Source organism: Dellaglioa sp. CoH-56-MRSF-13 (genome assembly GCF_056782095.1).
In genome coordinates this window covers 334,143-353,534 of record NZ_JBXAYC010000001.1, presented here as the reverse complement: position 1 = coordinate 353,534, position 19,392 = coordinate 334,143, and the positions used below count along the sequence as shown (strand labels likewise).

Below are 19,392 nucleotides of genomic sequence, written 5' to 3'. Positions count from 1 at the left end.
ATCAGAATACTGATTTTTAATTTTTACTCAAATTGGATAGGATGAAGTCATCAAATAAAAGGAGGTTTCATCCTATGGAAAAACCACTATTTTCAAATGTTATTTCAATCAAATCAAGTAAAGAAAAAATCGCGTTGTTTTTAAAAAATCCGGAAACTTTACTGAAATGGATACCTGATATTATTCAGGTACAGCCAATTGACAACAATAAATTCAATATTCACAGAACAGATTCTGCTTTGAATAAAAATGAGGAAATTTCTGTTAGTTCAGAAAATGATACAATCTACTATGAAAGTACCGGAGGAAAACTCGAATACACTCTAATTTTTAATTTGACTAGTAAAAATGCAACAACATTATTAGAAGAAAATTTTTACTTGTCTGAAAATGATCATTCACATTTACCATTAAAATTACTCATGCCAATCGCTAAACATGCCTTTAATTCAAACTTACAAAGCTTTAAACGAATAATTGAAAACAACTAAAAAAGAGATTCCTGCAAGGAGTATGGCTAATTTTTGTTACTTCTTGGTAGCTTGTAAAATTAATCCGAACGCTGTTCGGACAAAAAAGGTCAGCTTCCTTTAAAATGGTGTTTACCACAAACACACTTTCTAGGAACTGATCTTTTGTCTAGTATAACCTAATCTGAACGAATTAAAATTGAAACTTTCTGTGAGTTAGAACTATCTAATTCTGAAATGACCATCATTTAAACCGTTCACCAGGTTTCAAATTATAGTTGCAGCGCCTTAATGATTTCAACTTTTTTAAACTATATAATATAGATTTTTGTTTCTAAAAATCGTTATAAAAAACAAATTTAACACCATCATAGCTGCCTTTCAAGAGAAAAATTTCAAATTCTTTTACACAAACGTTAATATATTGTTCTACATCCTCTTTTTTAAGTAAACCTGGAAAGTCTTCGATAGACATATCATCAAAATCAGCATCCAAGTCTTCAATAATTTCACTAATATCACGATCAATTATTTCGTTGACCCCAGTCGATAAGTATTTGTTATTTTTCAAAGTTACCAGTTTATATTGTTTTATCAGAATACCATTATAATAGTGAAAGTCTAAATAGAATCTTCGTAGCGCTTCATCCTTACTATAACTCATGTTTTCTAAAATATATTTTTTATAAACAGTTTTTAGCCAAATATCATCAGATATAAGATGAAGATAATATCCTAGTTGAAACGTATTCAAACATGTTCCATACTCCTCTAGAAACATGTTTGGAAACATATCATGTTCTCCATCTTCGCGTTTCACCATAAAGTGCGTAAGCTCTTTGGGTGTTCTCGAATTTTTGTTAACATCTGGAGTAATACTTCCAATTAAAAAATCATTTCCAAACCCATGCTTATTATTTATTACTTGTGCAATTGATAAATGCATTATTCTTGATCCCATTTGTCTAACATCCTTTTTTTACTGTGTGAGTATAATAATCTTGTAAGTATAATTTACTGTCATTTGCATAAAAACCCTCTTTAATCATGAGATGTGGCAACGCAACACAATTTTTCCCCATTGTAACACCTGGATATGTCATAGTGTAAGCTCCAATGCGACAGTGATCACCTATAATGGCTCCAAATTTTGAACTTGTTTTTAAATATGTTTTATCATCGAAAAAAATTTTTTTTGTTTTATGCCATCCAGTCGCGTCAATTTCATCATACAAGTTAAAGCTGGAAGTCGACGCATAAGCTGAAAAGTTTACATCACTTCCAATAAAAGACCGCGTTATTGTATTAAAGTGTGCAATATGCGTATCATCCAGAATCACACTATTAATAATCTCCGAGGAATGCCCAATTATAGTATTTTCCCCAATATAACAGCCACCTCGAATAAATGCACTTTTCCCAATCAATGCATTGTCTTTGATGACTGCTGGGCCTTTGATGTAAGCAAACCCCTGAATAATAACATTTTCACCGATATACACATTCCCCTCAATAATTGCACTCTTTGATATTTGGCTACTATTTGCAGTGTATGAATGATTTAATCTAGTTAGATCCACATAATTAAAATTATCCAAAAAATCAACAACAGTTTGCTTCAACATACCATTACGCAATCTCTCATCATTAACGTCTATAAAATTGTGTAAATCAACAACGTTCTTAGTTTTCATTATTTCCACCAGCTTTACTCAACTCTCCATTTAATAATTCCGTTTTAGTTCCAATCCAAGTTCTAATTGAGCTTAAACCATATTTATTGAACATATATTTTCTTTTCCTTAGCGTATATTTTTTAGCTTCTTCGGTGCTTACTGTATTTTTATTTTTTTCATGTGGATAGTGAACTGCAATCGCAGATCTATCAAGGATAAATCTAATATGATGCACAAATGCGTTAATAGCGAAATCTGCATCCTCTCCACCATAAGTTGTGTAAGCCTCATCGAATCCTCCGATTCTTTGATAGGCATCTTTTGATATTCCAATATTACATGACCAACCAATTACCCATGGTGCTGGCCACTTAGACAAATCATCTCCCATTGACTGGTATACTGATTCACGGCGATCATACGCATTTAAATTCAATAATACTTGAATCGTGCCATCGACATCCGCCGCATTAAAGTTATCAATAATTGCCTGTTTATATTTATCATGATCATCAAATCCCGCAACATAACCAATCACAAAACTATTTTCATTATTTACTAAAATTCTATGGTACTCACTCACAAATGTACTACAAACTGCAATACCAGCATCAATAAATACGAGATATTTACCCCCAGAGATATTTGCTCCAGCATTTCTCGCTTCAGAAACCTTAAATCCATTATCCGACTGATAATAGTACTTAATATTCAGTGATGTCTCAAATGCCTTAACAATTGAGATTGTTTCTTCAGACGATCCATCATCGACAACTATTACTTCAAAAGTCGTATTATTCAGTTTTTGTTTAAGTAGTGACTGCAAACTAATTTCAAGTAATTTATTCCGATTGTAGGTTGGAATGATTACGGATATATCAAAATTTTCCATTACTATGCGCTCCCTTTAAGACTAACTTAGTGCTATTATTTTCGTACAGCTTTAAAAACGGTGTGTAAACAACAAAAGACATAATGATAATTACGATTTGAAACACAACATATTTATAACTTCCTAGCAAAAAGCCTGAAATTAATGGTGGTGTTATCCACGGAAGAATGACACCGTTAAACGGCGGAATAACTCCATATAGAATACAAAGATATAAAGACATTCCGGTAATAACTGGAATAAAAATGAACGGTACTACCATGTATGGATTCAATACAATTGGTAGTCCAAAAACTATTGGTTCGTTAATATTAAATAAACAAGGTACAAAAGCACCTAATCCTAGCTTGCGATTACCTGACTCTTTTGAAAAAATAATCATTGATAGAATAAGCCCTATACTAATACCGCTTCCTGTCATAGTAATAAATTGATTTAAAAACTGTTGAGTTACTATATGCGCTCCATTCACTATTGTTAGATTATGGTGTGCTGCTATAATCGACTGGTTTTCAATAGTATTTGTCAATAAAATCGGTGTTATTACTCCACCAATAACGGAATTACCGTGAATGCCAAAAAACCAAAAAACTGAAATCAATGCCGAGATAGAAATCACACCAAAAAACGTGTCCGATAAGTTTTGTAAAGGAAGCTGCAAAAGAGTATAAATAGTCTCTACGAAGGTTCTTTTTATGATAAATTGAAATACAAATTGAACGACACCTATAACAATAAAACAACAAAACATCGGAATTAAAGACTCAAAAGCTATTCCAACATTACTCGGTAAATCTTTAAAAACTTTATTTCCAATCCTTAAGTTAACAATCTTTTCAAAGAAAATAGGGATGAGTATTCCGATTAACATCGCTGCAATAATCCCCTTGCTTCCAATCCAATCAATGGTTATATTCTTTACTATTTTTACATTTTCTGCTCCACAAAGAACTAAAAATGAAATTAGTGCGGTAATAGTTGTTTCTAGTTTTAATTTTTCGTTTTTAGTCATCGAAAAAGCAATTCCTAAACAACTTACTACACCTAAAATGTTGAACGAAAAAGTAATCAATCGATTCATTAAGACTTTCAAATCGGGATTAATATCAAATTGTACAAGAATAATGAAAATAGAACTTACAATTGTAATGGGGATGGTATATATCATCCCATCTTTGATTCCAGTCAAAATTCTGGAATTGAAGAAACGATTAGTTGCCGATGTAAGCGATTTCATTTATTCTACTTCTTTCTTCACATAATTACTTATATCACTGTATACATTTATTAAATATCTAGCAGCAGTCTTGACAGGCAACGGACTATCATTATAAGTAAATGACTTATTAATGCTTTGAAGCATTGTTATATCATTATAATCATCTCCGACAGAATACACATTATTAATATTTACTTTTTTTATGTTAACCAACCAATTAATTGCAGTACTCTTATCAATACCCACACGCGTAATGTCTAAGTATTTTCCATTGCGATTGAAATTCAATATTCTTTTCGTTGCTATTTTCTCACTTATAGCATTGATAATTTTAGTACTTGCTACGACAGTAATTGAACAAATATTATCCGAGCTAGGATTTAATTTATCGAAACTACGTAATTCATTGTCACTACTTGAAATCATAATTCGTTCGATTGAACTCAAGTATTTATTAATTATTTCTTTTATCGCATTGATCTGCTCCCCGTTCAGATAGAATGCTTTAATAATCTGACCTCTACTATCAATTACTATTGAGCCATTTGATGCTAGAGCGTAGTTAAACTCAGGTAGACCATATTTTTCTTTCGCATTGACTATCGATTTTGGAGATCTTCCGGTGGCCACAACAAAGAGATCATTTTCTTTGTTGTGTTTCGCAATAGTCTCTCTTGTATTCTTATCTACAAAGTCACCTCTCAAAATCGTTCCATCAAAATCACTAACTAGCATATTCATTTAATCACCCCTACATATTATTTCCGCGAACCAAATCTTTTTAACCCCCATATCATTTTTACTCCTACACAGTTCGCTACACCCACATTATTTACCTAATGTCTAGATATTTCAAGGGAATTTTTTTATATATGTTATTTTGAGATTTTGAATCAGTATTAAATAACCACTCGGTTCAATTTTAATACCGCTCAGATTTAAAGATTAACTGATTATTCTTTTAAAAAGGGCTCTTTGTCAACTGGTGTTGGTGGCGGAATACTAAGGTATTTGTCGAAAGACAGATGCCTTTTCTTATGCAAAATTAATTCAATTCGGGTAAAGAAATGCTGGTTATTTTTGAATCCATAACAATTACGTTTAAGGTAGATTGTGAAAAACTATAATCGTTTTCTATTTCTTCTTGTCTTATTATCATTGTTGCATCCTCCTTTCCATACTTTATTTATTACTTCAACACATATCGCGTATTGTCCCACAATATCACTGCTAGTTACGATCACAAACTACTCTACTTTATGCTATCCTATTTTAAAATCGGTTAAAAAAAAGTATATTGCAGGAATCTCTTTTTTAGTTGTTTTTATTTAAATGAACATCTAAGACAAATTTATTATGATTGCTCACAAATCTTGACGTCGAATATTCAAAGGCGCGGCCTTTTTGATCATAAGCGATTTGATCAATTACAAAAATTGGACTATCCAAGGAAACTTCTAAAACTTGACTAGTTTCTTTGTTTGCTGGTTCAGCATAAACCACTCGTCTTGCATCTGTTAACTGTAAGTTCGCGTGACTCCCTAAATAGTCATACACGGATCCTGATAATACCTTTTCATCGATAGGCGCAATTGAGACCGGCATCACTGAGTGCTCAAAACTATAGACCTTTTTATTAATCAATCTAACCCTTTTAATTTCATAAACTGGATCATTAGATAATATTTGTAGATTTTTTTGTTCTATTTCTGTTGGTAATCGGGCATTAAAATGTATTAATTTACTTGATATTTTTTGATCTCGATGTGAATATGTGACACCAACAGGTAAATCTAGAGGCAACATCTCCGTAGATTGACTATCCATTCTTGGTCGCACATACGTCCCTGACCCTTGCTTACTATAAACTAATCCTTCATCAATTAGTAAATTTAATGATTTTTTTAACGTTAATCTAGAAACTTGGTATTTTTCGGTTAATATTTCTTGAGTTGGCAGTAAAGCCCCGGCACGATAATGATTTGTTAAAATATCTCGTTTAATATCTGAGTATATTTCTCGATATCTGTACATTTGTCTACCTCATTTCTATACATTTGTATATACATATTATATTATATAATTTAATTTGTAAACACGTTTCATTTAAATATGTATTTACAAATTAAAAAGATGTTGTTATACTTTGTTTATAGAAAGCGCTTTCTATAAACAAAATTAAAAGGAGTCTTTATTATGCATTTTAACTTAGAAAAAATCCAGGGGCCACTCTTAAAAGTTTCAGCATGGGTTGAAAGAAATACCATTTTACAAGCTATTAAGAATGCCTTTGTTAGAACAATTCCGTTTACTGTTGTCGGATCATTCTCAAATCTAATCAAAATGGAACTTGATGCATTAATTAAAGCAAAAGATATTCATAATGTCATTTTAACAAGTATTAGTGACTTATTCGGCTACATTGGTACTGCTACTCTTGGTATTGTTGCACTAATCGTTGTTTTTTCATCAGCATACTCGTATGCAATGGAATTAAAAAAGGACGAAAAAAATAAAGGTTTAAATCCAATTATTGCCACATTATTGGCATTCGCAGCATACTTCGTCATGATTCCTAATAACGTTAACTTTTTGGATAGCAAAGCTAAAGTTGTTGAAGGTTTTTCAACTTCATTCTTTAGTTATGAAGGTATGTTTACAGCCTTAATTGTTGGAATGCTTGCCGTTTCGTTGTTCGCTCGATTCGCAAGAAGTAAGTTCACGATTAAAATGCCTGGTAACGTACCACAAAATGTTTTCGATTCATTTTTCTCATTAATTCCAATTTCCGAAGTACTTATTATTTTTGGTATCGTAAGAATTACAATACAGTCACTTGGCTATGTTTCATTAGTACAAATGATTGCTGATATTGTTATCTCACCAATGTTAAGCGTTGGTGTTGGGCTTCCAGCTATTATTATTGTTATTTTATTAGAACAAATCCTTTGGTTCCTTGGTTTACATGGTTTCAATATCGTCTGGGGCGTTATTTCAGCCTTCTGGTTACCACTATTCCTTAAAAACGTTGCAAAATTTGCTGAAACTCAAAGTTTTGCTGATATTTCAATTTCACCTAATACAATGACAAATGTTTACGCCATGATTGGTGGTTCTGGTGCAACATTTGGTTTAATTATTGCAATGCTGATTTTCACAAATAAAGGTGAAAAAGAGCGAGAAGTTGCAAAACTAGGTTTCATTCCAAGTTGTTTTGGTATTAATGAACCTGTTATTTTCGGTTTACCTATTGTTTTAAATCCACTAATGTTCATTCCATGGATTGTTGTACCTGTCACAAATGCAATTATTGCATATGTTGTAACTTCAATCGGTTGGGTTGTACCTCTTGTAGTTTTAAATTCTGGTAATGAACCTATTTTCATTAGCACTTGGGTATTAGGTGCATTCCATCTAAGCCCAGTCGTTTTAACTGCTGTTTTAGTTGTCTTAGATACTGCACTATATGCTCCATTTGTTATTATCAACCAACGCCATGAACGTGCAGAAGCAAGAAAATTGGATGCAGACATGGTTACAGAATAATCTGAATTTAATTCAAGAGAAGAAAGGGTGTTTCATTTGAAACAGATTCATGCAATCGCACATACTCATTGGGATTTTGAATGGTATTTTACACGTCAAGAGGCTCGAATTCAATTTGCCTTCCATATGGACGAAGCTTTTGAGGCATTATCTAAAAATGAACTAGATTATTATCTATTAGATGGACAGATGTCAATTATTGATGATTATCTAAATACAGCTCCAGAAAAAGAAGATCTTATCAAAAAATATGTTTCTATGGGTCGTTTACTCATTGGACCTTGGTATACTCAAATTGATGAAATGGTTACTTCTGGAGAATCTATTGTTCGCAATATCAGAATTGGATCAAAGCTAGCTGACAATTTAGGTGGCGTAATGAAAGTTGGGTATCTCCCAGATTCATTTGGACAAGGACAAGATATGCCAAAAATATATAATGGATTTGGTATTAATAGCACCGTTTTCTGGCGTGGGTTCCCTACAGAAAACGATTCCCGCTATTTTTACTGGACAAGTAATGACTCCTCCAAAGTTTTAGTTGCTAATATTAAAAATGGCTATTATGCAGGTGTAGATTTAGTTGAAAATGATAACTTTTTCGATTTAACGGAGAAAATCTCAACGAATACTACATCTGACAATCTTGTTTTACCAATTGGTGGCGACCAGCGAGCTATCGATCATAATTTAAAAGATAGACTTGCAACTGCTAATAGTGTTCTTTTACAATCTGATTCTGTTATTCAAGAAAGTACGTATCCAAAATTTTTTGATGCATTAGCTAAGGAGTCCAATTTACCATCATTTAATGGAGAATTCATTGATCCATCAGATTCTAAAATACATCGAGGAATCTATTCTTCTCGTTACGATTTAAAACAGCTTTACGATAAATTAGAACGGAGAATGACTTATGAAGTCGAGCCTTTAATGGCTATTGCTACACATCAGGGTATATCTGAAAAGCAAGGTTTAATTGATGATATTTGGAAGACTATTGCCCGTGGACAAGCTCATGATAGTTCCGGTGGCTGTAACAGTGATAAAACAAATCAAGATATCTTACATCGTGGAATTGTGGCAGATCAATTATCTCTTTCACTCAAAGATTATCTACTTCGTAAACTAAGTATTTCTATTTCAGATAAAAAACAATTAAATTTATTTGCTTGGAATCCACTTCCTTTACCAGTTAATGAAATTCGTGAATTCGAAGTTAGTACTTCTTTTGCTAATTTTAATCTTAAAACAATAGACGGCATTGATGTTCCTTTTGATATTATTTATCAAAAGGAAGAAAATGCAGCAGTTTTACGCCGTGATCAAACTGAAATGACTGATGATTTTTATTATATTACTAAAATTGCTTTTAAAACGATCATATCAGCTACAGATTGGACTGGCTACTGCATTCAGTCCGTCTCTGAAAACAACCCAGTAAATACATTAGAAGTATCTACTGATATTCAAAATGATTTCTACAAAATTTCTTTTGATGACGGGCAATTAAATCTTAAAACAAAGTTTGATAATCACTCATATTCTAATTTTATGACAATTGAAGATAGCGGTGATGAGGGTGATACGTATGACTACTCTCCTGCATTCAAAGATTGGTTATTAACTTTAGATTTTTCAAAATCTGATTCAATAACATTTAAATCAGGAAAATTATATCAAATTATGTCAATTACTGGTTCGTGGACCTTACCAATCAACTTAGAGGAGCGTGCACTAAAAACTAAAACTGGTCGATTAAATTATCAATTAACATTAACATTAACAAAAAATTCTAACGTTATTAAATTTAAGATGCACATTGATAATACTATTCTTGATCATCGTATGCGACTTATTTTAAATACACAATTAACGAATGTCGTTAGCTCGTTCGCAGATACCCCATTTGGTATCATTGAACGTCCTACTGAAGACAAACACCTTAAAGACTGGGAACAAATTGGTTATAAGGAAGAACCAACAAGTATGCGACCAATGATTCATTTCGCTAATTCACATAATAAAGAAGTAAGTTGGTCTTTTCTAACCTTAGGTACGAAAGATTTTCAATTAATTGATAAATCTTTTGATAAATTAGCGATTACATTGTTTAGAGGAGTAGGTTTCTTAGGACGTCCTGACTTAATGCGCCGTCCCTCAGATGCTTCAGGTCTACAAACAAAAATTGTATCAACTCCGGATAGTCAATTAAATAAAGAATTAATATTTGAAGGTGGGCTAGTTGTTGAAGCTGACTTCAAGCCTATTGAACTTCAAAATAAGCATCGCCAATTAAGTCAAAATGAACTTTTCTATCAAGATCAAATAATAAATCGCTTCTCAACACCTTTACAATATTTCATGATGAATCCAGCAAAGACTAACGTTAATCACAATTCAATTATGTCCGTTCAAAATTTAAAGGTCATTATGAGTAGTTTTTCAATATCAGATGATAAAACTGGATTTGAACTTCGTCTTTATAATCCAACTGATAACGTTATCAATCAACCTGGCAATCTCTCATTAAATACTACTTGTAACATTGCTGAACTCGATTTAAATGGTAAAGTTAGCCATTTCATTAATTCAAAAGTTACCACCGTTGATTTACTATCGTTTGGTCCAGGAGAAATTAGAACTTACGGTATCTTTCCAATTAAATAAGTAATTATGATAACTTACGATTTGAGGTATTTAAATGATAAATCAAGAAAAACTAATTAAACAAGTTACGGATTATTCAGAAACAATTTCACTTTCTTCAAAAAAATCTACTGCATTATTTCGTAATGTATTCATTGATACACTAACAAATACGGTTAAAGTACAAAATGATTCAGATATATTCATTGCTACAGGAGATATTCCTGCCATGTGGCTCAGAGATTCGACATTTCAGATACTACCTTATCTTTCACTAACAGATAAGATTCCAGAAATAACATATCTCATCCATGGCGTTATTAATCAACAACTTGCCTATATTAAACATGATCCTTATGCAAATGCATTTAACGAAACTAGTTCTGGTGCACACTACACAGTTGATAAATCAAATATTCCAATATCTGATCTCGTTTGGGAGAGAAAATTTGAAATTGATTCATTATGCGCCCCTATCCATTTGGCATCAGAACTTTATCAAAAATCTGGATATTCAAAACATTTAGACAGTAACTTTTGGCAAACTGTAAAGTTAATTGTGGATACCTTTATTACGGAACAACATCATGAAACTTCCGATTATATTTTTAATCGTTCTAATGGTCCCTCAACAGACACATTGAGTCATGGTGGTAAAGGTGCACCAATTGGGTATACAGGTATGGTTTGGAGTGGTTTCCGCCCAAGTGATGATGCCTGCTTATATGGTTATCATATTCCAGGTAATTGCTATATCATTTGTGTCCTAGATGAGTTGCTTACCTTATCTAAAACACAACCAGCTCCAGTCGAGCTACTTAAAAGAATAAGTCGTCTCCGATCTGAAGTTGAATCTGGAATTGAAAATTTTGGAATCGTATCAGCTCCAAATTCTAATGAAACTATTTTTGCCTATGAGGTTGATGGCTTAGGTAATATCAATTTAATGGACGATGCTAACGTACCTAGTCTATTATCTCTCCCATTTATTGGTTATATTTCACCTGATGACTCTATCTACCAAAAAACGCGTAAATTTATTCTGAGTGATCAAAATCCCTATTATTACTCGGGAAAATATTTAAAAGGGATTGGCAGTCCTCATACACCAAAGGAATATATTTGGCCGATTTCGTTAGCGATGGAGGGATTAACATCAAATAATCCGGAAATTATGCAAAATAATTTAGATATCATTAGTCAAACCGATGATGACACATTACAATGTCATGAAGGAATTAACGTTAATGACCCAAGTCAATTTACTAGAGACTGGTTTTCTTGGGCAAATATGACTTACTGTCAACTTGCTTTACGATATCTGAATATTTAATAATATAGTTAATTTAGAGTAGAGAAATCTACTCTTTTTTTAGGCTTATAACTAATTCAAATCAAAAAAATATTATCATTGAGTATGATAATATTTTTTAAGTATCTCTATTAATTCTTGTTCAACGCCAAGTACATCACTATCCGTCCCTAATCCAGTGATAATATATGTCTCCAGTGCTGAATTCAAATAATTTTTGCTCATAAAATTTGTAATAACTAAATCATAATTCTTAGTAGACTCGTAAACATCTATGTTGACTCGTAAATTAATATTTAATTCCCGACTGGCGTACATCATAAACATTTCCTTAACGCGCTCCTCAGTATTTAAATCCACACCTACCGTTAATAATTTTTCTTTTGCCAATAAACGCGCATTAAAAATTGACATAATCGTCTTGATAAATGAGTCACCATACCTTGAATAAAAGGCATACCATTCGGGATCGCCCTTCGATTCTTCAATCATTGCACTCATGGCATTTTTTACATTTTTAAGAACTAACTCATTATCTTTTCTAAGGCGATAATCTTCCATCATATCTGTACTAGCAGATTTTAAAACGCCGTGAAATAAAAAGGCTTCTGTACAAATTGGATATAAAGACTCACTTAAATCGCCTCCAGCAACCTGAATACCTAAGCTATTCTCAAAGCCATTTTCTAAAAATTCAACAGCTTGTTGCAATTTATTATTATTTTTACGATTAACGGCCACGAAATCATGGGCAACAAAGGTGCTCCATGGTACTGGCACAAAAGCCGTGGTCCAAGCGTAAAGTAGTGCACTTTCAAAATGAATATCAACTTTATGCTTAAACTCTTTAACAATTTCGCCAAATTCTTCTTCAACGCTATCGAACAAAGAATTATTTTTTATCATGTCTTCTAAAACAACTGAAATACTACGATTATCTTGATCGTTAACCATCATTCGTTGACTTGTTACTTTTAACCAAAGCTTTACTCTAACTAAACTACTATCATTCACATTAAAATCAAAATATTCCTCAAACCGTTGGATGACTGCCATAATAATGCCATTTTCACTTGATTGTTCGAATTTAAAATCAATTCCTAAAAACAATGAATAATAAAAAAAGCGAATTTGACTTTCGTTACCTAACATCACACCATGAGAAATTTTCACATGAAATTCTTCTAAAAGAGAATTTAATCGCTTAATCCTTCTAAAAATAGAAGCCTCACTGACATTTAATTTAGTATCTAGATTCTCAACTTTTGCATTACCTTTAGTATAAAAGGCCATTAAAATCTGATAATTTATCGATTTTTTTATATACCGATAAATCGTTTGATTAAAATTCATTTCGCCTTTACCTAATAATTGGACGTTATTTTTTGTAATAATCATGTAGGGTTCATCCCCGGAATTTAAATCTTTATCCAATTGTTGTAAAGCAACTTTTACAGCCGTTTCAGAAACATTTAATTGCTCACGTAATCGTTTTCTTGATAAACCAGTTTCGTTCAAAGCTAATATTTAAATAATTTCGCAAATTAGCCATTCTTGTTTATCGAGAATGTTTTTCTTGTACAAATGCTTACCTCCGAGTATTTCCAATCATTAACATAAATATTTTTTTGAGTTAAATTTTTATCCCCAATACCATACTTAAAAAATAACTTATTCCCCAGAATTATTATCCTCTTTATGTTAACATTTAACCTATTTCATGTCATTTTTTATTCTAATTTCTCTCCAAATACTAACGATATCTTATCTATCATTTAACTTGACATCTAAGTTAAATTAATTCAATTTCCTACTAAAATAACCCTTAACCAGGAAAGTTTCTTGGTTAAGATCTATTATTTGAAGATGACGATCTACCATGGACAATTCTAATTTATTACTATCCAATTTAAAGTTATCGAAAAATTTAAAACCTAAAATAATTGAAATTAATTTAACTAAAGAATACAAAGACAGAAAAATTGTGCATTCTATAAAAAAATAACATAATCCATTATTAATCATTATCATTTATAATTGAATAATTCTAAGAATTGATTTTGATAATTTCTCACGTTTCTCATCTGTTAACGTACTAAAATATTGTAATAATTCTAAAGTAGGTATATCCGAAAACTGTTGCCTACTAAAGAAGTCTGACAATTCCAATTCTAGCGCACTGGCAATATCAGATAATTTATTAATACTGATATTAGCAACGTCCCCTCGTTCAATTCTAGAAATCAAACTAATAGAAACGTTAGACTTTTCAGCAAGCTGCTCAATTGTTAGACTAAGTGCCTTACGTTTTTTTCGAATTAACTGACTTATCGTTTTAACCATTAACTTTCTCCAATCACGAATCTTATTTTACAATAAGTGAAATCAAAGAAAGCTTAAAGATTTTTAAAAACGTTAATTTTAGCAAAAAGCATATTATTATACTTGTTATCATTATAATAAGAATTATATAAACCATATTTAAGTGATCTAAATTTGATTTTTACTAGCATATGAAATGGTACCATATTACTCAAAAGTGCTGCCTAAATCTAGTAATTAAAATAATTGTTACAAAAAAAGTTATCAACTTAATGATAACTTTTCATTTTGTTTATAATTAATCGTTTAAGTTATAACGTAATTTCATTTGTTCGGAACCAGATATAACCATTTCACCTAACAATTGTGTTTGACGTTTTAATGATTCTGTAGCTAACTTATTATTCATTTCTTCTAAAAATGCTGTGATATTTGCTTGTGAACTAACTGCCTTATCAGCAACATTTTGAATTTCATGGTAAGCACTCATTGCTTCAAGTTCAAATGTATTTCGCATATCTACGTAGAAGTCATAATTCGTATCGCCCAACAATGCAGTTGTACAACTGAGCCAATACATATTATTTAAATCAAATTCACCTGTCGCATTTTTATATGATTCTGGTGTGTCATTAACGTTCGCATAGAATGGCACAATTGTATTAAACGTATTTGCACCATAAGCTAACCAGTGAATCCCAGCAATCTCATCAGGTACATCATTACGAACTTGTAATAAATGTACATTATGATTACGGTTAATCCCAATTGGACGGAATCGTGTTTTAATATCTTCTGGCGCACTACCATAAGGATCGTATTCCGTATTTTCAAAATGTGCACTCAAAACAAATTTAACATCTTCAATTGAAATTTTACGATTTGCATGACAAATGAAAGGTAAGTCTTGATCCATTGGATCTTGAATAATTTCAGGATTGAAATATTGTTGACCGTACCATGTACGGGGATTATTGTAGACCGTATCTTTAATTGATGCACTACCAAAGATATGACGTAAATTGTAACCCTCAAAATCAGGATTTAACTTATTATTATCAATTAAGACTTTTAAATCTTCAGAACAAAGTGTGTCTTCTGAATCAAAATCAAACATATCAATATTTCGACGGTTAGGTGCAACAACATAAGCGTCATCCGGAATACGAACAGCTGCCCAATGATGGCCACCGATTGTTTCAAGCCACCAAACACTATCATTATCGGAAAATGCGATACCATTTGGTTCATATGTGCCATGTGTTAAGAGTAAATCGCCTAAACGTTCAACCCCTTCTTTAGCACTATGAATATATGGTAAGACGAGCGTTACAAGATCTTCTTCACCAATTCCACCAGCAGCATAAGGATCAAGCCCTTGAATACGTGGATTACTTGTAATTGTTTCTGTAGCAGACATCGTTACATTATCACTATTGATACCCGCTGCAGGCCAAATTCCGTTTGTTAAAAGTGAGTTTGGAATTGAGGTATAACGCATTGGATTATCTGGTAATTCTACCTTTACACCACTAATAACAGATTGATAATTACGTGGTTGATCTTCAGGTTGTACAACAACAAAACGTTGTGGATCTAAAGCTTCATGCCCATCATCATTTCGAGAAATCATTGTTGAACCGTCGATTGAAGCATTTTTACCAACTAAAATTGATGTACAAGAACCTTGAACTCTTTTTGTCATTTTCCACACACTCCTTATTGATTTTATACTAATAGTATAGCGGTTTTAGCGGTAAATTAAAAGCAGTCTTAACCCCATTTTTGGCGTTAAGACTGGCTCTACAATTTCGTTGACTAAAACTAATTGAAAGCGGTGAAAGGTATGTCCCATACCTGTATTATACAAAATTTGCGCAAGACCTATAATTTGAATAATTTTGTCATAAAGATATTAAAATCATATGAAAAGGAAAATGATATTGACTGTGACGCTACGGTACATCATATACTGACGGTAGTATACATTTTAAATAACAAAAATTATTGATGAATTTAACTGTCCTAGTTGTTTATTCACCTATCTTTGCGTAAATATTTAGGACGTATGGCTACCAACCTTATAAATAACAGAATACTCTGGTGAAAACATGAATTTATCTGAATTAGTACTATACGCCAAGGAAAAATATAATATTATCGAACAATACAAATGGCCTAAATTCCCTAGTTTTTCGGTGTTGGTAGATCCCAGCACAAATAAATGGGTGGCTGTTTTGATGCGTCAAAAAAACGCTACTTCTGGTGATAATATCGAGCGTTGTGACATCAAATACGCACAGGAAATACCAACTGATATTTTACCGTCTTACCTTTCGTCACCTTTTCGAATGCGCGGTCCGAAGTGGTTAGGCGTCCATTTTGACGACAGCACAGACCCAGATGTTATATATCGTATTTTTGATAATGCACTTGAAAAGAACGAACAAAGCGGTAATACGATTGTTCTAAACGCCGAACCTGAACCTATACAACAGCAACAATACCACGCGGTTCCTCTGACGTTTAAGGGAATGACTTCTGATGTCAAAGAAAATAAAATTCCTGAAAAAATGATAAAAATGAGCCAACTCTATGCTTACGGTGATAACTCTTTCAAGCAAAAATGCCGGAATTTTTATGTCCAAGGACAATTTATGGCCGACTACGAAGATGTTTTCTCCTACAATGTCGACATACACCGCTACTTTACAACCTACCATGATCTTGGTTTGAAACAATTACGCGGCTATTTTAGTTGGCGAACAAACATCCGAAAAGGCATTTATAAAAAAATCACGACCTCACTTGCATACCTATATTTGTATGAGTTGGTTAATGGCATAGGCACATCATCCGTGATAGACAGCCTACAAAAAATAAAAGCATTTGAAATCAATTATCTGGACTCCGGTATTGGAGATAATCGTATACGCTTAAACAGCCATAAATGGTTGTTTGAACTAGCAGTAATAAATGGTATAGAACCAGACACGACGTATCAGTACGCTGATACCGAAAAATTACAAAGAGATAATGCAATCATGATTTTAGGTGATCCAGAAAAGCATGAAGACAAAGCAGTATTTGATGCGCTTTGTCTTTTTGGAAGACATAAAATTTTGGCATCAGCTGTCCTTAAAAAACATGAAAAACACGGCACACAGTTATTCGCTCAAGTGTGGCGAACAGCTATAAAAATGGATAATAACTTATTTTCTGCGTGCTTTGGCACAATACATTCTCATCTTTGGTACCCTCTAGGCAACGCCGTATATTACCAAGTAACGCCACAACAGCCACTTATATACAAGTTGAATGATATCCGAAAATATACCTACAAAGATAATGCGTGGTACGAACAGAGTTACCAAAAATTTAACTTTCATCAAGAAAAGTTAGATGGTCTTTTGCGTGAAACAGATCGTATGTTACGACTTTATTTAAAAACTGGTTATCCTTTAAAAGCACGAGATGCAGAAACCTGGGCAGCACCGTACGTTAAAACTGTCATTGCAGCTGACCGTGATTCTCGTTTGAAAGCAGATAAGCCTAAGGTTACCATTCAATTTTCAAATTTAGATAAAATTAGAAGCGATGCGTTTGAAACACGAGACAGTTTGTTAACTGACGAAGAAAAAGATACTTCTGAAAACGTATTACCAAAGCATAATAACATATTGCCATCCACTGAACAGACTGGCCTCGAAAAAATACCTGTTATTGATTCAGAGCCTACGCTGTCACTAAGCAAGACCCAGTTAGAATTATTAAGCTTATTAGTTCGAGGCGAATCTGTCACAGACATGATCCGTGATATGCATGGCATGCCTGAAGTGATTACCGACACGTTAAATGAAACGCTTTTTGATGACATCGGCGACTCAGCTCTACAATGTGACGGCGATACCATCTTTCTTATTGAAGACTATCGGGACGATTTAATTGAAATAATTAGGAGAAATATGAAATGACAAAACAAACTCAAAAAGTACCAAAGCGCATTGCACAAACAGTATTAAATTCCTTAAAGGGTGGTGTTGTCCCTAGAATTGGACTACCTTACGTTACGGTGGGTAGAAAAAATGAAATTCAGGCACTTTTACACGATGTCGATATCATATCAGAAGGCGGTGCATCTTTTCGCTTCGTTGTTGGTAGATATGGCTCAGGTAAAAGTTTTCTGATGCAAACGATTCGTAATTACGTGATGAACAGTGGCTTTATTGTTGTCGATGCAGATTTATCACCAGAACGACGTCTTCAAGGATCAAAAGGTCAAGGTCTTGCAACCTATCGCGAATTAATTAGTAATCTATCTACAAAAACAAAACCTGAAGGTGGTGCACTTAACTTAATTTTGGATCGTTGGATTAGCAGCGTTCAAACAAAAGCAGCCAGCGACAGTGGCCTAACCCCAGGTGATCCTCGGTTGACTGCGATGGTAGATCAAAATATTTACACAGTCACTTCCTCAGTCAGTGAACTTGTATACGGCTTTGAATTTGCTAAATTACTTTCTTCCTATTATCATGCCTATGTCAACGCCGACGATGAACTGAAAGCAAAAGTCATCCGCTGGTTCCGTGGGGAATATGCTTTAAAACGTGAAGCCAAAAAGGACTTAGATATTAATATTATTATTACAGATGATAATTGGTATGAATATTTAAAACTTTTCGCTGCTTTCTTTAGATTAGCTGGTTATTCTGGCATGCTAATTATGATTGACGAGCTGGTAAATATCTATAAGATTCCAAATAGTATCACGCGTCAATATAATTATGAAAAACTGTTAACGATGTACAATGACACACTGCAAGGTAAAGCTAAATATCTTGGTATCATCATGGGAACTACTCCACAAGCTATAGAAGATAAACGTCGCGGTGTTTATAGTTATGAGGCCCTGCGTTCTCGTCTAGCTGAAGGTAAGTTTTCAAAACCAGGCGCTAGAGATTTGTTGGCCCCGGTCATCAAGTTAGAACCATTAACAGCTGAAGAGATGCTAATTCTATGTGAAAAGTTGGCTATTATGCATGCAGATCTCTATAGTTATGAAAAAAAGATGACAGACGATAACCTCGCCACCTTTATCCGAATTGAATATGAACGCATCGGAGCAGATTTAAATATTACCCCACGCGAGATTATCCGTGATTTCATTGAGGTATTAGACATTTTATATCAAAATCCAAATCTATCCATTGACACAATATTTGATTCTGATGAGTTTTCTTATGCCAAATCAGAGGCTGTTTCTAACAAAGTGGCTGACAATTTTTCTGAATTTACAATTTGAGAGG

At 32.9% G+C, this 19,392-nt stretch carries 15 protein-coding genes; 6 read left to right on the top strand and 9 right to left on the bottom strand.

The genetic code is table 11. The annotated features are described in order from the left end of the window. Nucleotides 1-74: 74 nt before the first annotated feature. A complete protein-coding gene (locus AC1RP1_RS01625; RefSeq protein WP_481760876.1) occupies nt 75-491 on the top strand; it encodes a hypothetical protein in 417 nt (138 codons plus the stop codon). Nucleotides 492-804: 313 nt separating this feature from the next. On the opposite strand, the gene AC1RP1_RS01620 is transcribed toward AC1RP1_RS01625, so the two are convergent. The 6 genes from AC1RP1_RS01620 to AC1RP1_RS01595 form a co-directional block, all read right to left on the bottom strand. Beyond that, nucleotides 805-1,431, bottom strand: a complete 627-nt coding sequence (locus AC1RP1_RS01620) for a hypothetical protein (RefSeq protein WP_481760877.1) — start codon at nt 1,429-1,431, stop codon at nt 805-807. 4 nt (nt 1,432-1,435) lie between these two features. Further along, a complete protein-coding gene (locus AC1RP1_RS01615; RefSeq protein WP_481760878.1) occupies nt 1,436-2,164 on the bottom strand; it encodes a DapH/DapD/GlmU-related protein in 729 nt (242 codons plus the stop codon). Further along, the gene (locus AC1RP1_RS01610) at nt 2,154-3,038 is read right to left on the bottom strand and encodes a glycosyltransferase (protein WP_481760879.1); all 885 of its coding nucleotides are present in this window, start codon (nt 3,036-3,038) and stop codon (nt 2,154-2,156) included. The genes AC1RP1_RS01615 and AC1RP1_RS01610 overlap by 11 nt, the downstream gene beginning before the upstream one ends. Continuing rightward, the gene (locus AC1RP1_RS01605; RefSeq protein ID WP_481760880.1) at nt 3,025-4,275 is read right to left on the bottom strand and encodes a PTS sugar transporter subunit IIC; all 1,251 of its coding nucleotides are present in this window, start codon (nt 4,273-4,275) and stop codon (nt 3,025-3,027) included. The genes AC1RP1_RS01610 and AC1RP1_RS01605 overlap by 14 nt, the downstream gene beginning before the upstream one ends. Beyond that, nucleotides 4,276-4,998 (bottom strand): HAD-IIB family hydrolase, encoded by a 723-nt coding sequence (locus AC1RP1_RS01600; RefSeq protein ID WP_481760881.1) that lies wholly within the window; start codon nt 4,996-4,998, stop codon nt 4,276-4,278. A gap of 573 nt (nt 4,999-5,571) precedes the next feature. Next, nucleotides 5,572-6,291: a GntR family transcriptional regulator gene (locus AC1RP1_RS01595; RefSeq protein WP_481760882.1), complete on the bottom strand. Its 720-nt coding sequence runs from the start codon at nt 6,289-6,291 to the stop codon at nt 5,572-5,574. A 162-nt stretch (nt 6,292-6,453) separates the two neighbouring features. Here AC1RP1_RS01595 and AC1RP1_RS01590 point away from each other — a divergent pair, with 162 nt between their 5' ends. From AC1RP1_RS01590 to AC1RP1_RS01580, 3 genes are read left to right on the top strand one after another with little or no spacing between them, the layout of a single operon-like run. Beyond that, complete coding sequence (locus AC1RP1_RS01590; protein WP_481760883.1) at nt 6,454-7,803, top strand: PTS sugar transporter subunit IIC; 1,350 nt, start codon at nt 6,454-6,456, stop codon at nt 7,801-7,803. 36 nt (nt 7,804-7,839) lie between these two features. Beyond that, on the top strand, nt 7,840-10,473 hold the full coding sequence (locus tag AC1RP1_RS01585) for a glycoside hydrolase family 38 N-terminal domain-containing protein (RefSeq protein WP_481760884.1): 2,634 nt from the start codon (nt 7,840-7,842) through the stop codon (nt 10,471-10,473). Nucleotides 10,474-10,507: 34 nt separating this feature from the next. Beyond that, nucleotides 10,508-11,785, top strand: a complete 1,278-nt coding sequence (locus AC1RP1_RS01580; RefSeq protein ID WP_481760885.1) for a glycoside hydrolase family 125 protein — start codon at nt 10,508-10,510, stop codon at nt 11,783-11,785. A gap of 75 nt (nt 11,786-11,860) precedes the next feature. Here AC1RP1_RS01580 and AC1RP1_RS01575 read toward each other — a convergent pair whose 3' ends face one another. The 3 genes from AC1RP1_RS01575 to AC1RP1_RS01565 all read right to left on the bottom strand — a co-directional run bounded on the left by AC1RP1_RS01575 (nt 11,861) and on the right by AC1RP1_RS01565 (nt 15,791). Further along, the gene (locus AC1RP1_RS01575; RefSeq protein ID WP_481760886.1) at nt 11,861-13,282 is read right to left on the bottom strand and encodes an AcpB/EbpR/MafR family transcriptional regulator; all 1,422 of its coding nucleotides are present in this window, start codon (nt 13,280-13,282) and stop codon (nt 11,861-11,863) included. A 513-nt stretch (nt 13,283-13,795) separates the two neighbouring features. Continuing rightward, nucleotides 13,796-14,107, bottom strand: a complete 312-nt coding sequence (locus AC1RP1_RS01570; RefSeq protein ID WP_481760887.1) for a helix-turn-helix domain-containing protein — start codon at nt 14,105-14,107, stop codon at nt 13,796-13,798. Nucleotides 14,108-14,384: 277 nt separating this feature from the next. After that, nucleotides 14,385-15,791, bottom strand: coding sequence for a C69 family dipeptidase (locus tag AC1RP1_RS01565; RefSeq protein WP_481760888.1), 1,407 nt, complete (start codon nt 15,789-15,791; stop codon nt 14,385-14,387). Between the two features lie 406 nt (nt 15,792-16,197). Here AC1RP1_RS01565 and AC1RP1_RS01560 point away from each other — a divergent pair, with 406 nt between their 5' ends. Both AC1RP1_RS01560 and AC1RP1_RS01555 read left to right on the top strand, forming a co-directional pair. Next, nucleotides 16,198-18,060 carry a TerB N-terminal domain-containing protein gene (locus AC1RP1_RS01560; protein WP_481760889.1) on the top strand — a complete coding sequence of 621 codons (1,863 nt, stop codon included), beginning with the start codon at nt 16,198-16,200 and terminating at the stop codon, nt 18,058-18,060. Further along, nucleotides 18,057-19,388, top strand: a complete 1,332-nt coding sequence (locus AC1RP1_RS01555) for an ATP-binding protein (RefSeq protein ID WP_481760890.1) — start codon at nt 18,057-18,059, stop codon at nt 19,386-19,388. Before AC1RP1_RS01560 ends, AC1RP1_RS01555 begins: the two co-directional genes overlap by 4 nt. Nucleotides 19,389-19,392: the final 4 nt, after the last annotated feature.

Bases quoted from the DNA above. Each gene is read 5' to 3' on its own strand.
- AC1RP1_RS01625 (WP_481760876.1), top strand. From the start codon at position 75: ATGGAAAAACCACTATTTTCAAATGTTATTTCAATCAAATCAAGTAAA.
- AC1RP1_RS01620 (WP_481760877.1), bottom strand. From the start codon at position 1,431: ATGGGATCAAGAATAATGCATTTATCAATTGCACAAGTAATAAATAAT.
- AC1RP1_RS01615 (WP_481760878.1), bottom strand. From the start codon at position 2,164: ATGAAAACTAAGAACGTTGTTGATTTACACAATTTTATAGACGTTAAT.
- AC1RP1_RS01610 (WP_481760879.1), bottom strand. From the start codon at position 3,038: ATGGAAAATTTTGATATATCCGTAATCATTCCAACCTACAATCGGAAT.
- AC1RP1_RS01605 (WP_481760880.1), bottom strand. From the start codon at position 4,275: ATGAAATCGCTTACATCGGCAACTAATCGTTTCTTCAATTCCAGAATT.
- AC1RP1_RS01600 (WP_481760881.1), bottom strand. From the start codon at position 4,998: ATGAATATGCTAGTTAGTGATTTTGATGGAACGATTTTGAGAGGTGAC.
- AC1RP1_RS01595 (WP_481760882.1), bottom strand. From the start codon at position 6,291: ATGTACAGATATCGAGAAATATACTCAGATATTAAACGAGATATTTTA.
- AC1RP1_RS01590 (WP_481760883.1), top strand. From the start codon at position 6,454: ATGCATTTTAACTTAGAAAAAATCCAGGGGCCACTCTTAAAAGTTTCA.
- AC1RP1_RS01580 (WP_481760885.1), top strand. From the start codon at position 10,508: ATGATAAATCAAGAAAAACTAATTAAACAAGTTACGGATTATTCAGAA.
- AC1RP1_RS01570 (WP_481760887.1), bottom strand. From the start codon at position 14,107: ATGGTTAAAACGATAAGTCAGTTAATTCGAAAAAAACGTAAGGCACTT.
- AC1RP1_RS01565 (WP_481760888.1), bottom strand. From the start codon at position 15,791: ATGACAAAAAGAGTTCAAGGTTCTTGTACATCAATTTTAGTTGGTAAA.
- AC1RP1_RS01560 (WP_481760889.1), top strand. From the start codon at position 16,198: ATGAATTTATCTGAATTAGTACTATACGCCAAGGAAAAATATAATATT.
- AC1RP1_RS01555 (WP_481760890.1), top strand. From the start codon at position 18,057: ATGACAAAACAAACTCAAAAAGTACCAAAGCGCATTGCACAAACAGTA.